Below are 15666 nucleotides of genomic sequence, written 5' to 3'. Positions count from 1 at the left end.
TCCTGCTTTATATTTAAAAAATAGCGTAATTCCTAATCCGCGTATTGTTCTTTTAAAGCGAGGATTTCTTCTAGGCAGTTCAGAAAGGCATCGACGAGGTGGGGGTCGAATTGCACACCACGCTCCTCTTTGAAGAGATTGATGACCCGGTCGATTTCCCAGGCTTGCTTATAGCAACGATCACTGGCTAGGGCATCAAACACGTCAGCAAGGGCTGTTATGCGACCGTAGATGTGAATTTCTTCTCCTTTGAGGCCTTGGGGATAGCCGGTACCATTCCATTTTTCATGGTGCTGGTGGGCAATGATGGCTGCGGATTGCAGAATTTGGCGGTTGGATTTTTTCAGAAGTTGATTGCCAATGATGGTATGTGCTTGCATCTCAGTAAATTCCTGATCTGTGAGTTTGCCGGGTTTCTTTAAGATGGCGTCGGGAATGGCGACTTTACCAATGTCGTGCATGGGAGAAGAGATTTTGATCAGCTCGGCTTCTGCGGGGCTCATGCCTAGGCGAAGTGCGAGGATCTTAGAGTATTCTGCGACGCGTTTAACATGGTTGCCGGTTTCCTTAGAACGGCTTTCTCCGATTTCGCCCATGAGATAGATGATTTCCTTTTGAGTTTGCTCTATCTCCTGATTCAGCATGGCGGATTCTAGAGCCTTGCCGCTATAGGACGCGGCGAGGGTTAAGAGGTGCATGTCCTGATAATTAAATACTCCCTCAGTGGTCAATTTATTAATGGCTTGGAAGATACCCATGTTTTCTCCGTGCTGATTTTGGATCGGGATTACGAGGACAGACTTTGTATGGTAACCTGTCTGGAGATCAACTTCTGGGTTAAAACGCGCGTCTTGATAGGCATCCTCTATGAGGATGCTTTTATTATTTTTCAAAGCGTAGCCTGCAAAGCCTGCTTCCTCGGGCATAGTTAAGGCTTTTACGCCATGGGCGACTTTCGTCCAAAGCTGATGAGTCTCCTTATCATGGAGCCATAGGGTGCAACGATCCGCCAGAATTAGTTCTCGACCCATGTCTGCCATATAGAGCAAAATACGGTCTAAATCTTTTTCTGGGGCGATTAAGGATATGTAATGAAAGATGATGCGTAACATTTGCTCCGGCGCCAGGTCTTTTTTTAGCTTAACCTCAAGATCTTGGAGTTCGTGCATGAGAAGTACTCCTTTCGACAGTAGGTTAGAAGGGGCTCACCACTTTAGAAATTGTGGTCGCGGAGTCAATATTTAGGATATCTGCAAAATGAGGGCCAGGAGGGTGACGTGAAAAACTTGATCGACCATAATGCCGAGCCACTGATTTTTAGAGAGATCGGTGCGCATGACCTGAGTGATCCACCAAGTGACGAACCTACGGCGGTCCAGGAGGACATGGGCTAAAAAGATGGCCAGGAGTTGCCACCATGCTAGACCGCCAAAGCCAAAGAAGGCAATAACTCCTAGGGTAGCCGTATAGAGTAGGGAATGGGCGATCAAGGGGAACCACTTGGTTGTTTTATTGATGGCCATCCAACTGGTTTGGAGGGGGAAATCCCCCAGAAGATGGGCTAATATTAAGTAATCAAAAGGACTCAATTTCGGCAGCCCTCATTTCTTTAATTGACATTATTTTCATCGTCATAATATCATTTTCGTTAAAATTTGTATATATTCTTAGGCTATCTCGCGGATCATCAAGATTCAACCCTTGCTTTTTTTGCTATTTAAGATTATTTTGTAATACTCCCTAAAATTGCAGGATTTTTCTAATTAATGATGAATATTCTCAAATTAGACAGCTTTAGTAAGCTTAAGAAAGCAGGGATATTCGTGAAAAAAAGTTCTTATCGTCATGTTCTTCTTTTGATTAGCCTGAGTGCCTGCTTGGTTTTACAACCCTTGTTTGTTTTTGCCAGTCAAGCGACGAACCAACTCGAACGGTTATATGGTAACACACGGTTTCAGACTATGGCTCAAATTGCCTTAATGTTCCCAGGCATTGTGGATAATGTGGTCTTAACAACGGGAAGTAATTTTCCCGATGCGCTGGCGGGCGTGCCTCTAGCTCACCAAAAACAGGGCCCCCTTCTCTTGTTAGAGAGTACGCCGGAATTAAGTCAGGAAGCCTTTAATTATATTAAAGCACACCTCAAGCCAAACGGGCATATTTACATACTCGGGGGGACGGTGGCGGTTCCTGATCAGTTTCTCACTGCTCTGGAGAACTTAGGGTTTAAGCGCGAAAACATGCACCGGATTGCTGGGTATGATCGTTATGAAACGGCTTTAGCCATTGCTCAAGAACTTCAGCATGATGGATCTGAATTTTACCTTGTCCAAGGAGATAATTTCCCAGATGCCTTGTCCGCTTCTGTGCTGGCAGCGACAACTGGGTATGTCAGTGTGGATAAATCGAATTACTTTAAGGCGGAGGGTCAAACGCTGCCGCCTTCTCTGGGCGGGATTCCCTTGATTTTAGTACCTTCTAAGGGTGCTATCCCGGATTCGATCATTCAGTATCTCAATTCCCTACCCGGCGATAACACTTTAAAGCAAACCTTCCATGTGGTGGGAGGAACGGCCGTGATCCCGGAAGAACGTTTACTGCAACTTAAATCCCAGGTCAAACGGCTGGCACCTGACGGATTAACCCGGATTAGTGGAGACAATCGCTATGGAACCATGGGCCAACTTAATGCCCTGACGAGTAATTTTAATGCCTCTTGGCAAAACGAGGGAAGCGGTATTCCAATTCCTCATATTTATCTAGCCTCAGGAGAGAATTTCCCGGATGCTCTCACGGGTGCAGTACTTGCTGCTAAAAACGAGGCTCCCTTGGTTTTGGTCAATGACTTGCTGCCTCAGGAAACGATCGATTTACTGATGGGGTATTTTGAGCGTAACCAAAGGGGGATTCAACAGGGAGCAGCGGTTACGGCCTTAGGAGGTTCGAGTGTTATCTCAGACAAAACGATGACTGTTGTGAGTTACATTTTGAACTACGGAGGATCCATCACTAATCAACCGAGTGTGCAAACCTTGGCGGGTTCGGGGAGGCTCGGCTATCTGGATGGTCAAAACCAGAGGGCTGAATTTGCCATGCCTTCGGGAATTGCCGAAGCTAAGGATGGAACGGTCTATGTAGCGGATACCCAGAACCACAGAATTCGGGCTATCTCTGGCGGGAGTGTTCGTACGGTTGCGGGTGCTACTACGGCTAAGGATGACTATGGCATGTCGGTGGGTGGTTTTCAAGATGGTCCAGCGACACAAGCCCTCTTTAATCAGCCTAAGGGGCTCGTTGTCGATGACGGTGGAACGATTTTTGTCGCGGATTCTGCCAATGGTGCCATTCGCGTGATTGATAAGTCCGGTCAAGTGACAACTTTAGTGAAGGGATTAAAGGCTCCGTCAGATCTCGTACTGGGGACTAAGGGAGATCTTTATGTCACGGAAACCTTAAATCATCGGATTTTGAAGGTTGATAGAAATGGGAATTGGTCGGTTCTAGCGGGCGGTGGGTACGAGATGAGGAATAACTGGCTCTTTGGTGGCTATGCGGACGGACAAGGAGAACAGGCACGATTTAACGAGCCTTCCGGCCTGGCTTTAGGACCTCAAGGTTTCTTATATGTAGCCGACACGGGGAATCAAAGGATTCGGGTGGTTTCTCCCCAGGGGGAAGTAACGACGCTGGCTGGATCAGGTAGCACTCCGATTGTGGACACGACTTATTATAAGGGCGGGTTCCAGGATGGACCTGGCCTAAATGCTCAATTCCATTTTCCCAGTGGGATTGCCGTCAGCGCGGAGGGTACTGTTTACGTGGCGGATACGTATAATCATCGGCTTCGAGAGATCAGCCCTTTAGGAGTGGTCAAGACGTTAGCGGGAAATGGTCTGCACGGCAAGGAAAATGGATTTCCGGAACAAGTGCAATTTGATAGCCCGGTGGCAGTCAAGATCAGTCGAGAGGGTGACCTTTTGATTGTCGATCAGTTCAATAATTTGATTCGACTGCTTAAATGGTAACCGTAAGTAAGCTTTAGGACGAACGACTTATTAAAGAAGTTGAATAGGGGAGTGGTGGGCTATCCGAAAGATTTATGCCGTTTTAATCATCCTCTCAGTGATGTCGTTTTTTTACTATCAGGAAGTTCTTTATAATGCGGAGCGTAGTTTTACGGATCGTGTGACGATCGAACCGAGGGACGTTGATCCGAGAATCAAAATTCTGGCCATCGATGATCAGAGCCTTGCCGCAGTCGGAAAATGGCCTTGGCCACGCAACATCGTAGCGGAATTAAGCGACAAGCTTATGGCCAACGGTGCCCTTGCTGTTTGGCCGGACATCTTTTACAGTGATAAGAGTCAAAATCCGGAGGAAGATCAGGCTTTGGCGAAGGTAGTCGCAACCTATCCTCATGTTTTTCTCCCAGTGTACTTTGATTTTCAGACCAGAAAAGTGGACCATCAGGTGATCGTAGAACGCTTACAAAAACCCGTGATTCCCATTGACCCCCAACAAACCGGGCATATCAATGTGATTGAGGATGATGATCGGGTGGTGCGTAAGGTGATGCTGGGAATTTCAAGTGCTGAAACTCGAGTTCCGGCTATTAGTGTGAGATTGGCGAATTTGCTTTTGCCGTCAGAACGCAAGTTAGTCTGGACTGAGGATAACCGCTGGCTACAGGGTGACACTTCCCTGGGGACGGGTCCTCAACATGAACTCTTTTTTTCCTATGCTACAAAGCCACTCGATCAAAGGATCGAGACGATCCTCATTACTAAGGTCCTAAGTGGAGAGGTGGGTCCCGCCCATTTTGCGGGGTCTGTGGTGATGATTGGACCTTATGCTCTGGGTCTTGACGATGCGTATTACACTCCTGCGAGTAAAAAGTTAGAAATGTATGGGGTGGCGATTCATGCCAATATCATTCAGAGTTTGCTGGATGGGAAGGTTTATACTAGGGCAACTCCACTTGTGGGTATCGCCTTGATTTTTGGGCTTGGGCTGGGCGCATATTTGAGCATGGAACGGGTGCGTGCTAAGTGGTCCATCCTGATTATGATGGGGTTTTTAGGAACCTATCTTGTGGCCCATGTTCTGGTGTTCCAGTCGTTCAAGATTTTACTTCCCTATCTATATCCCGTCTTGACAATAATCGCTTTATATATCTTTTCTGTCGTTTCTCAATACCTTAAAGAGCGGAAAGAGCGCGGACGAGTCACTGGGATCTTCGGTCGCTATGTTTCGAAAGCAGTGGTCCAAGAACTCCTGGCCTCTCAGGAAGAGATTAAAGTAGGTGGGGTTCGCAAAGATATCACCTTGATCTTTGTCGATATCCGTGGCTTTACTCCCCTATCGGAAGCGATGGAACCCGAGGATATTATCAAGATTCTCAATGACTACTTAGACCTCTGTTCGCGAGCGGTGTTTGCTTATGAAGGGACCATCGATAAGTTTATCGGCGACGGTGTGATGTCCATCTTTGGGGCACCGATTGAGCAAGAAGACCACCCAGAAAGAGCGATTCGGGCGGCCCTACAAATGCAACGAGAGTCAGGTAACCTGGCGAAGCGCCTGCAGGAACAATATGGCCGTTCAGTGAGCTTTGGAATAGGGATTAATTCAGGGCCAGCGGTCGTGGGGAATATTGGCTCTCAGGAACGCCTAGATTATACGGCGATTGGGGATACGGTAAATTTAGCGGCTAGGCTGGAGTCAAATGCCAAACCAGGGCAGATCCTGATTAGTAAGGCGACCTATGAACGGGTCAAAGAGAGATTTCAAGTCACTGCTTTAGAGCCTATTAAGGTCAAAGGAAAACAAAGCCTAGTCGAGATTTATCAAGTAGAGGGAGAGTTCGATGAAACTAAAGTATAAATTTCTAACTGCCTCAGTGTTAGTTTTCCTCTTCTTTTTTAGCCAAATGATCATTCTTTCCCCTCAGGAGGTTTCTGCTGCCCAGCCGACGGTCATCCTGAGCGGGGTCAAAGGAGAGGTCATCGTTAAGAAAGGGGGCGGGCTGCGCGAGTTGCCCGCTGTCAATGGAATGGAGCTGGTTCAGGGAGACTGGCTGCGCACGGGTAAAGCGGGAATGGCCAAACTCATCTACCCTGATGGTACAGAGGCAACGCTAGGGTCTAATTCCACTTTAAATATTCAACGCTTAACCACCAGTGATAGGGTGGGGGTCTCTGTGCTTTCAGAAACCGGCAGCTCAGCCTCGTCACAAGGGCAGCAATCTTCCCTGCAATTGTGGGCGGGTAGTGTCTGGAGTAAAGTGAAAAGTCTTGTGAATCTGGATGATGAATATGAAGTGGAGACACCCACGGCAGTAATGGGTGTGCGGGGTACGTTGTATTTGGTCAGTGTTAATCCTGAAAATGGCTCTACTCAGGGGGATGTGATCGATGGGGTGGTAGGAGTCTCGCAAAATATCGAAGCGACGCAGGCTGCCCCGATCCAGCTCGTAACGATGGGTCGGACCCTAAGGTTAGTTTCTTTAAGCGAGCCTTTGCCCAATCAGCAAGTGATCAGCTCTCAGGAATTAATCAAGACTACTCAACCCGAAATCTTAGTGCAATTAATCAATGATATTCTGGAACGGACGAAGGAATTGGTCATACTAACGAAAGAGCAACAGCAGGCCTTCAGCCAAACTGGAAATGTGGAGGATATTAAAAGTGCGGTTGGAACGTCCTATAAATTAGACGAGTTAACTAGTTTTTCTAAGGAGTTTATGGCTAGTCTGGAGACGTCGGACAAGTTAGAAGAGATTAACCAGGTTTTGGTCGAAAATAATCAGTCTCTCGATCAGTTGCGATCAACGACAGAGACTCTGAGAACTGAGACTGAGCAATTAAGGACTGAAGTCGTAGAAACAGCTGAAGAGGCTGGAGTGAGTCAGGAAGAGATTGAGGATATCGGAAATCAGGCTGTAGGTGTACCGCCAAGTGCGGGGTCAGTACCGCCGCCCCCAACTCCGCTTGCGCCACCTCCAACACCACCGCTCCCGCCGGTTACTACACCGGACCCGAGCAATGGGGGAGGCGGTTCGAACAGTGGTGGCAGTAGCAGTAGTAGCGATACGACGGTATTATCCACTAATTATTTAGTAAGTTCAAGTACGATTAGTAATGTGTCTTATGCGACAAGCCGCGCTAGCTTTCTAGCCAACTTGGCGAAAGGTGAGAGCCATCAGAGCTGGGATACCTCGGGAGTACATGATCCAGTGCTGAACAACGATCGAATTGTGATGACCGCACAGAATAACACGCCAATGATCTACACCATTTCCGTGGCTTCAGCTCCCCTGTCGGCATTAGTACCCATATCTCAAGGTCAGCCGATCACATTTACAAATGGGGTAAACCTTGACTTTGGTGATTTAACCATTCCGTCTGGCGCGCAAGTCAGAGCAGAGGATGTATCGTCCTCGGTAGGGGAGAGTATTCCTGAGGGGATGGCCCTGGCCGGTGGAGCCGTTAATTTTACACTCAGTGGAATGGGGACGGGTTTATTAGAAGCGCCTGTTAGTTTAATCATGCCCTTGAATGGAGATGTAGACCCAGCGCAAGTGGGGGTTTATTATCTTAATGGCTCAGCGTGGGACTACCAAGACTCTGCCGTCCGAGATGGAACGGTGGTGGCCCAAGTTAATCACTTCTCCATTTATGCCGTTTTGTCGAGGGAGGATCCTGTTAATCTTCTGAGTCAATCGGTCTCGTCAGATGGTACACAAATCAAATTGTCGTTTGATCAGAGTCTTCATAGTAGTTCTAAACCAGAGACAACTGATTTTTCTATCACTTCGAATGGCACTCGGATCAATGTTCTAAGCGTAGCCGTGGATAATAAATCCCTTTACCTAGACCTTGAGCAACCAATCCGTAAGAATGACCACGTAAAGATCTCCTATAGTGTAGGACCTTACCACATCCGGGATTTAGAAGGAAATAGTGTTCGGGATTTTAGTAATCGCTCAGCTTTAACTGATTTTTTGCCGGGGCCCAGGGTAGTTATGAATAACCCTGGCACGGAGACTGTTCAGGAAATTACGGTGTATTTCTATAATAGTGAACTGAGTGCGGAAACATTATCCCTCCAAGCTGTGGACCAAGTTATCAAAGGGTCACAAATTATTCTTAATCCTACGGCGAATCCTGAGAACCCGATAGGTTTAGGAATATGCGAGATTGCTTGGGGACAAGAAGTTATGCCAACAGTGGAGACAAACGGTGATTTTGGTCAGAGTTTGAGCTTAACACTGTCAGAGCCCTATACCTTCAGCACAGGTGATACTATCGATATCCATTTTGTGCGCGGTGCTGTGAAGAATGCCCTAGGTGAGGTTACCGGGGCTGCAGAAACAGAGCTCGTTATTCCGTCTCCGCCCAGGTTTACTGTTAACCGTGATAATGTAGTTGTTCAGGGTATTGCTGGCGCGGAAGTAAAACTCTATCGATGGGGAGAGGTTACTCAATACGGTGAACCCCTTAGCTTGGATGCCAATGGGCAAGGGAATTTCTCTGACCTGATCGACTTAGACTATTATTTAGTTCAAACCGCAAATAATATTGGAGGTATGCCCAGTGACCGCTTTTTTGCTGGACCATCCTCGCGGGTTATAGCCGGAGTAATCTCATTACCGGAAGGGTCCGTGGCCTTGAGGAATATTCATGTTTATCTTAATACGGAGGGAAATGACTATAACGCTTGGACGAAGGTGAACATTAAAAAAAGTACGTCCTCCACGCCTTATTTTTTAACGCTGCCTGCCAATCAATCTGCTGAAGAGGGTTACCGTGTTTTCTATCATCTCAATTCATTAGAGGGATATTTCCCTGTTGGTTGGTACGCGGGTCCGGATAGAATGACGTTGAATCCCTATTTAGCGACGGAAGTTTACTTTACCAGTGAAGGGAACCATGAGATCGATCTCACACTCATGAAAGAACTAGCAGGCAGTACACCGCCTCTGGAAGAGGATATTGATGTGACTACTAACTTGGATGCTGAGGACAGTGTAACGGTCAGAGGGTTAGCGGTGGGGGATTTATTAAGAATTTATGACGCACCGATAGGCGGTAGTTTATTAGGAGAAGCGACTGTGAATGAAGCTGAAAACTCGACCACAGTGTCTGGCCTCAACTTGGGCTATGACGCTGGGAGTATTTGGGTCACAGTAACGAATCTTGGGCTAGGGGAAAGTAGCCTTATTCAAAAAGATTTCGCGGCAGAATTGTTACTTTCGGCAGCCGTTACTCCGATCACGACAAACGGGGCGATCAGTAGGGTTAGGGTGACCATCAAGAGTTCTGCGAGTGACCACTTTGTTGTGATTATTACGGATCAAGGGATAGATACTCCAGATGTTGGAGACCCTGTCCCTACCTGGCAGCGAGGAGACTTCCCTAGCTCTTCCGACTTCGACTTAAAGAAAAACAAAAAAGCCCCTAGATTAAGGGCTCGGTGCAGTGCAATGATTTGATGTTGAGATTATAGATTACTTATGTTAAGTAGTCAGAGCGAAATAAGCAATCACAATTATGCAGATTACTGCCGAAGCTGCAATTATCAAAATCTCTTGGCGAGTTGGTAAATGAAACGGGGATTCTTTATATTGCTTCCATGGCATACAATTTCACTCCTAACATATTTTGGTACTATTAATGCTATTCGGGCACTGACATGCTTATTCCTTCTTGAACCAGCATGAAAGCTTTGCTAAATTAGAGCTTATAATTCTAAATTTCAACAAAAAAAGACTCAAATCCGTTCTCTAAAAGGTTATGATCACAGAATTCGTTCTTTTGTAACTATTCATGAAAAGATATTCCCAAATTAGAGTTAAAGTAGGATGAAAAACATAACTCTGCGATCTTAGCCATTTAGATTTTTAAAAGGTTGACAAATGAAGTGGTCAAATGCTAAAATAATTAAATGTGGTGACTTCTCACCGCAACCGCTCGAATCAGGTATTAACGGGTTTTTTAGCTTTAAGAAACCGACCTGCAATGGCGAGTCTAGGGCATGGGAGGTGTATTTATATGTATGCAGTGATTGAAACTGGTGGTAAGCAATTTCGCGTTCAAGAGGGCGACGTACTTTACGTTGAGAAATTGGATGCTAACGTCGGAGATGCCGTAACGATTGATAAGGTTCTCCTCGTGGAAAAAGACGGAGCAGTTAATGTCGGAACCCCTGTTGTGGCGGGTGCTACAGCAGTGCTGAAAGTAGTGGAGCACGGTAAAGGGGAGAAGATTATTGTCTTCAAATTCAAGTCCAAGAAAAACTATCGTCGCAAGCAAGGACATCGTCAACCCTACACAAAAGTGGTTGTCGAGGCACTCCAAGCGTAAGCGCCAAGATGGCATTCGCTTCATAGTATGGGCGGATGAGCAAGGGCGAATTCGTGAATTTGAATTGTCTGGACATGCTGGGTTTGCCGAAGAGGGTCAGGACATAGTCTGTGCGGGGGTTTCTGCACTGAGTATTGCGGCTGTCAATGGGTTGGAGCATTTCTTATCGGTGGTCCCTAAAGCTCAGGAGGCTGATGGACATCTCTCCTGTCGGCTGGAGGGGATTTCTGAGCAAGACTTGGAGAAGGCCCAGTGGATTTTGCAAACGATGGCGTTAGGTATTGAAAAAATACGAACGACTTATAGTCAAAACTATATAATTATTGATCGAAGGAGGTGGACTCCATGCTAAAAATGAATCTTCAACTGTTCGCCCATAAAAAAGGGGTAGGTAGCTCACGAAATGGTCGTGATAGTAACGCTCAACGTCTGGGTGTGAAACGCGGCGATGGTCAATTCGTCAAAGCTGGTACGATTATTGTGCGTCAACGTGGAACGAAGTTTCATCCCGCTAAAAACTGTGGTCTGGGTAAAGATGACACCTTATTTGCTTTGATTGACGGCTACGTCAAGTTCGAGCATAAAGATCGCTTGCACAAACAAGTTAGTATTTATGCAGAACGTGCAAAAACCCCGATAGCTATCGCCCTATAAGCTGTTTCTTATTGACCCCTGGGTTTTCCCAGGGGTTTTATTCGTATATACAACTATCGATCAAACTGATTTGCAGAATTTAAGTGAGGGGGAAGGGTAACGATGTCAGAGGTTGAAGAAACTTTGTTGTCAGAGATGTTACAATGGTATCGCCTTCAGAGGCATGACTATCTAAATCACTGGCAGGTGATTATGGGCAATTTACAGCTCAACCATCCGGAGGAGGCTCTTCAGTATATGCGGGATACGGTCACCGGGTCGCAGGAAGAGCAAAAGATAGGGCATCTGGCCGAACCCCACTTAGCTGCAATCATGCTGGGTTTATTAATTCGTCTGAGTCAGAACAGGATTACTGTGACGATCGATTTTCCCGAGGAGATGAAACAGAACGAGTTTTGGCAAGATCATTGGCAAAAGGAATATGTAGAGCAGTTATACGGGTACACTAAAGAATGCATGGAAGCTTCTTTGCGGTCTAAGTCGTTGAAAGACTTGCAAGCTGAGCTGTATTTATTCGATGAGCCGGGTGGTTTCTCTTGCCAGTTTATCTTATCGGACGAGGAGACGGTCCTTTACGATAAAATGGTGCCGTTTAACGGGCTTTGAAATAAGTAATCCGTTGAATGTGGTAAGGGAAAGGCTAGATTAATCTAAATAGGCTAAAGTGAGTTAGAGTAAGTAGAGTAAGTAGAGTAAGCTAAGCTAAGCGGTAAGAGTTAACTTGATTAAGGAGATTTTAGGTATGTTTTACGATCAGGCAAAGATTTATGTTAAAGCTGGAGATGGCGGAGCGGGTGCTGTTGCCTTTCGCCGTGAGAAATATGTTCCGGAGGGCGGACCGAGTGGTGGAGACGGTGGTCGTGGGGGAAATGTAGTTTTCATAGGGGATGAGGGTTTAAGGACTCTTGTGGACTTTCGCTATAAACGCCATTATAAAGGGGATCGCGGTGATCATGGACAAGCCAAGAATATGAGCGGCAGGGGCGGAGAAGATATTATTCTGCGTATTCCCGTCGGAACTGTGGTCCTCGATGATAGTACAGGAGAGCCTATAGCCGATATTATTGAACATGACCAGCGTGTTGTAGTCGCAGCAGGTGGACGAGGTGGACGGGGTAATGCTCGGTTTATGAGTAATACTAATAAAGCGCCTACTTTGGCGGAAAATGGTGAACCGGGTGAGGAACGCTGGCTGCGTTTAGAGTTGAAGCTTTTGGCTGATGTAGGGTTGGTCGGGTTTCCAAATGTGGGAAAATCCACGATGATTTCCAAAGTGTCTGCGGCAAAACCCAAAATTGCCGATTATCATTTTACCACCCTGATACCTAATTTGGGGGTGGTCGATATCGAGGATGGGGAAAGCTTTGTGATGGCAGATATTCCAGGCTTGATTGAGGGTGCTCATTCGGGAGCGGGCTTGGGACATGAGTTCTTACGTCACACCGAGCGAACTCGCTTGATTCTGCATGTCTTAGATATTTCTGGGTCAGAGGAACGGGATCCCTTGGAGGATTTCCGGATTATTGAAGAAGAACTTCGGCTTTATAGTCCGGAGCTTGCTCTGCGACCGGTGATTATTGTGGCTAATAAAATGGATATCCCGGGTTCTGAGGAAAACTTGCAGCGTTTAAAAGAAGCCGTGGATGGTCGTAACGAAATCTTTTCAGTTTCGGCTGCGAAAGGGGAAGGCTTGCAAGCACTAATTTATCGTATTGCCCAGATCCTGCCGGATATCCCGGTTCCTGAGATTGTCAGCCTTCCGGTTGATCATCGTGTTACGAAAGCAGAATCAGATCCGCGCTTTGAGATCTTAAAGGAAGAGGATCTGTTTATCGTGGTCGGTAAAGAAATCGAGAGGCATGCTAAGATGACCTTGTTTGATCGAGAAGAGAGTGTCTATCGTTTCCAAAATATTATCAAGGCTATGGGAATTGACGATGCTTTAAATGCGGCAGGGATCAAAGAAGGGGACAAAGTGGAGATTGCGGGCTATAAATTTGATTGGGTCTAAGGGCCAGGTTCCTATGAGCTGGACGGATGGTTGTTAAGGGGGGAGCGCGGTGAAGAAGCAGCTTTGGTTAGGAATACTAACTGGATTCTTGATTCTGGCCTTAGCCCTTGGCGGATGGTGGATTTGGGGAACCCCTCAGGGTCCACTGAAGGTCAAAGCTGGAGCTGTAGCACCTATCTCGATGCAAGAAGACGTCTATGCGACGGGCAGCCTTGTTCCGGTGTCTCGTCAAGAGGTGCGTGTCCTAACGCCCGGGCGTGTTACGAGTGTGGCGGTGAAAGTAGGGGATTCCGTTCAACTGGGACAAACCCTGGTCACACTTGATACAACCCTTGTCGATGCCCAAGTAGCCCAAGCAAAGGCGAACGTTGAGGCCGCCCAAACGGGTGTCAATGTGGCGCAAGCTAATTTGGCGGATTTGAAGAAAGCTCAAAGTGTTAGTGCTGATGCTAGTGCTAGTGCTAGTGCTAGTGCTAGTGCTAGTGCTAGTGCTAGTGCTAGTGCCAATGCCAATGCTAGTGTTAGTGCTGATGCAGATGCAGATGTAAGTGCGGTCACTGTAGCCGGTCTCTTAGCCGATGCTTATGGAAACGGTATCGCTGGTGGTTTAGGTGATTCTGCCGGAACTGACAGTATCGGTGGAACTGCAAATGGTACTGGCGCTGGTGATTTACATAATAGTGGGATCTCAGTAAGTCCCGGCGTTGTTAAGCAAGCTGAGGGAGTACTATCCCAAAGTAAAGCGGCATTAAAGCAGGCGCAAGAGATGCTTAAAGTGGCTCAGGCGCAACAGGGGCAAATGATCCATAAAGCGATGATCCCTGGTACTGTCCTGGAGGTTAATGCTGAGGATGGAAATCTCTCGCCTGTGCAGGTCCCGCTGGTGGTTGTGGCCGATCTAACTCAGATGAACGTCGAGGCGCAACTGAATGAGGTCGATGCGGGAAAGGTGCAAATGGACGGGAAAGTGGCGATGACCAGTAAGGTGCTGGGAGATACGACGGTTCAAGGCAGAATTGTCGGGATCGCTCCGGCGGCGGTGACTAAGCCCAGCCTCCAAGGAAATGCTTCCCCGACGGTAGGGATAAAAATCCGGTTAGATCAAGTGCCAGCCGGATTGAAGCCAGGATTTACAGTGAGCATTCAAATAATTGTGGCGACCAAAGCGGGGATTTTGGCGGTTCCTCAAGAGGCCCTTTTTCAAGAAGGAAACAAGAACTATGTCTATCGGATTCAAGAGGGTCGCCTGCGTAAGACCGAGGTGAAGCTGGGAATCGGGAACGATACCCATCAGGAAATTTCCTCTGGTTTAAACGCCGGGGACCAAGTGGTCCTGAATCCCTCTAAGGAATTATCGGAAGGAATGACGGTAGCGCCTGAAGTAGGGAGTGGGGGAGCATGAGTCTCCTAGAAGGATTACGAGGGGCTCTCTTTAGTTTGCGGACTAATAAATTACGGACCGGCTTGACAATGCTGGGGATTATCATCGGAATTGCTGCAGTCATCGCTGTGGTCACCATCGGGCTGGGTGGTAAAGCAGCCATCATGCAGGAGATGGAGAAAAGCGGAGTTAACCTGTTCGTCTTGTACACGAAATCTGTCGGACAAACCGGACAAGCCGAAGCAAACCGCTTAACCCTTGCGGATGGAGAGAGTTTGAAACGGGCTCTGCCGCAAATTAAAAGCTTGCTGCCGGCCAGCATTGAGTATACTGCCGTAGAGGTGAGTCAAAAGCGTTCTTCCGCTATGCTCGTCGGAACAACCCCGGAGTTTGCAGATTTGAGGCGTCGAGATATTGCGAAGGGTCGCTTTTTCTCAGAAGAAGAGTTTTCCGCGGACCGTCGCGTAGTGGTGATCGACCAGACCTTAGCCGACAATTTAATAGGGGCTGGGAATCCTTTGGGGCAGCAGGTCATGATTCATAATGTCCCTTGCCGGGTGATTGGGGTTTTGGCTAAGGATCAATCAGCCTTTGCGCAATTTAATGTGGGTCCGCAGAATGCTTATGCCTATATGCCTTGGGGGACCTGGTCGGATATTTTCCAATCTCAAAGGGTGGATCAGCTAGAAGGTGCGACCTATCGGGAAACGGATTTGGAAAGCGTGATTGCCAATGTTAAGTGGATTTTGAATGTACGTCATGGGACCACTAATCAGTATGAGGCCTTTAATGTCCAACAATTGGTTCAATCGGCCAATAAGATCATGCGCATTCTGACAAGCTTTATCGGTCTCGTCGCTGGAATCTCCCTTTTGGTGGGGGGGATCGGCATTATGAATATTATGTTAGTTTCAGTAACAGAACGCACTCGTGAAATTGGCTTGCGCAAAGCGGTAGGAGCTAAGGAACGGGATATTCTGACCCAATTCTTATTAGAAGCCATCGTCTTATCCTTGATCGGAGGAATCGTGGGCATCGCTCTAGGGATAGGGAGTGCGCTGACGGTAGCCTATCTTTTGCACTGGCCGCCGCTTTTCTCAGGCTGGGCGATTCTAGCGGCCGTGTCCTTTTCCGTCGGAGTGGGACTGTTCTTTGGATTTTATCCAGCATTAAAGGCGGCTAAGCTCGAACCCATGGCCGCTTTGAGATATGAGTGAGTAATGCAAGTTGTGCAAGTTGGGGACGGTTCTTGACTT

The 15666-nt window shown here is 47.3% G+C and carries 13 protein-coding genes and 1 other annotated feature; of the genes, 10 read left to right on the top strand and 3 right to left on the bottom strand.

Features of this window, described 5'->3' with window-relative positions:
• Positions 1 to 32: 32 nt before the first annotated feature.
• Positions 33 to 1169 (bottom strand): HD domain-containing phosphohydrolase, encoded by a 1137-nt coding sequence (locus JL57_RS25825; RefSeq protein WP_034144774.1) that lies wholly within the window; start codon positions 1167 to 1169, stop codon positions 33 to 35.
• Positions 1170 to 1241: 72 nt separating this feature from the next.
• Positions 1242 to 1589: a DUF3307 domain-containing protein gene (locus JL57_RS25820; protein ID WP_034144773.1), complete on the bottom strand. Its 348-nt coding sequence runs from the start codon at positions 1587 to 1589 to the stop codon at positions 1242 to 1244.
• A gap of 234 nt (positions 1590 to 1823) precedes the next feature.
• Between JL57_RS25820 and JL57_RS35565 the strand changes: the two genes are divergently transcribed.
• The 3 genes from JL57_RS35565 (at position 1824) to JL57_RS25805 (ending at position 9493) form a co-directional block, all read left to right on the top strand.
• Entirely contained in the window at positions 1824 to 4025 is a 2202-nt protein-coding gene (locus tag JL57_RS35565; protein WP_291300572.1) for a cell wall-binding repeat-containing protein, read from the top strand.
• A gap of 100 nt (positions 4026 to 4125) precedes the next feature.
• Positions 4126 to 5883, top strand: a complete 1758-nt coding sequence (locus tag JL57_RS25810; RefSeq protein WP_291300571.1) for an adenylate/guanylate cyclase domain-containing protein — start codon at positions 4126 to 4128, stop codon at positions 5881 to 5883.
• Positions 5867 to 9493: a SwmB domain-containing protein gene (locus tag JL57_RS25805; RefSeq protein WP_034144771.1), complete on the top strand. Its 3627-nt coding sequence runs from the start codon at positions 5867 to 5869 to the stop codon at positions 9491 to 9493. Before JL57_RS25810 ends, JL57_RS25805 begins: the two co-directional genes overlap by 17 nt.
• A gap of 24 nt (positions 9494 to 9517) precedes the next feature.
• On the opposite strand, the gene JL57_RS25800 is transcribed toward JL57_RS25805, so the two are convergent.
• A complete protein-coding gene (locus JL57_RS25800; protein WP_034144770.1) occupies positions 9518 to 9640 on the bottom strand; it encodes a hypothetical protein in 123 nt (40 codons plus the stop codon).
• A 315-nt stretch (positions 9641 to 9955) separates the two neighbouring features.
• Positions 9956 to 10040: a sequence feature (ribosomal protein L21 leader region), on the top strand.
• 12 nt (positions 10041 to 10052) lie between these two features.
• Between JL57_RS25800 and rplU the strand changes: the two genes are divergently transcribed.
• The 7 genes from rplU to JL57_RS25765 all read left to right on the top strand — a co-directional run bounded on the left by rplU (position 10053) and on the right by JL57_RS25765 (position 15627).
• Positions 10053 to 10364 (top strand): 50S ribosomal protein L21, encoded by a 312-nt coding sequence (gene rplU / locus JL57_RS25795; RefSeq protein WP_034144769.1) that lies wholly within the window; start codon positions 10053 to 10055, stop codon positions 10362 to 10364.
• Positions 10270 to 10716: a ribosomal-processing cysteine protease Prp gene (locus tag JL57_RS25790; protein WP_366557106.1), complete on the top strand. Its 447-nt coding sequence runs from the start codon at positions 10270 to 10272 to the stop codon at positions 10714 to 10716. The genes rplU and JL57_RS25790 overlap by 95 nt, the downstream gene beginning before the upstream one ends.
• Positions 10710 to 11018 (top strand): 50S ribosomal protein L27, encoded by a 309-nt coding sequence (gene rpmA, locus JL57_RS25785; RefSeq protein ID WP_034144768.1) that lies wholly within the window; start codon positions 10710 to 10712, stop codon positions 11016 to 11018. The genes JL57_RS25790 and rpmA overlap by 7 nt, the downstream gene beginning before the upstream one ends.
• A gap of 102 nt (positions 11019 to 11120) precedes the next feature.
• Entirely contained in the window at positions 11121 to 11624 is a 504-nt protein-coding gene (locus JL57_RS25780) for a Spo0B domain-containing protein (protein WP_034144767.1), read from the top strand.
• A gap of 136 nt (positions 11625 to 11760) precedes the next feature.
• A complete protein-coding gene (gene obgE, locus JL57_RS25775) occupies positions 11761 to 13029 on the top strand; it encodes a GTPase ObgE (protein WP_034144766.1) in 1269 nt (422 codons plus the stop codon).
• A gap of 49 nt (positions 13030 to 13078) precedes the next feature.
• Entirely contained in the window at positions 13079 to 14431 is a 1353-nt protein-coding gene (locus JL57_RS25770; RefSeq protein ID WP_034144765.1) for an efflux RND transporter periplasmic adaptor subunit, read from the top strand.
• A complete protein-coding gene (locus JL57_RS25765) occupies positions 14428 to 15627 on the top strand; it encodes an ABC transporter permease (RefSeq protein WP_034144764.1) in 1200 nt (399 codons plus the stop codon). Before JL57_RS25770 ends, JL57_RS25765 begins: the two co-directional genes overlap by 4 nt.
• Positions 15628 to 15666: the final 39 nt, after the last annotated feature.

This window comes from Desulfosporosinus sp. BICA1-9 (assembly GCF_000802135.1).
The sequence above is the reverse complement of the archived record's forward strand: the minus strand, read 5'-3'. Positions and strand labels throughout refer to the sequence as shown.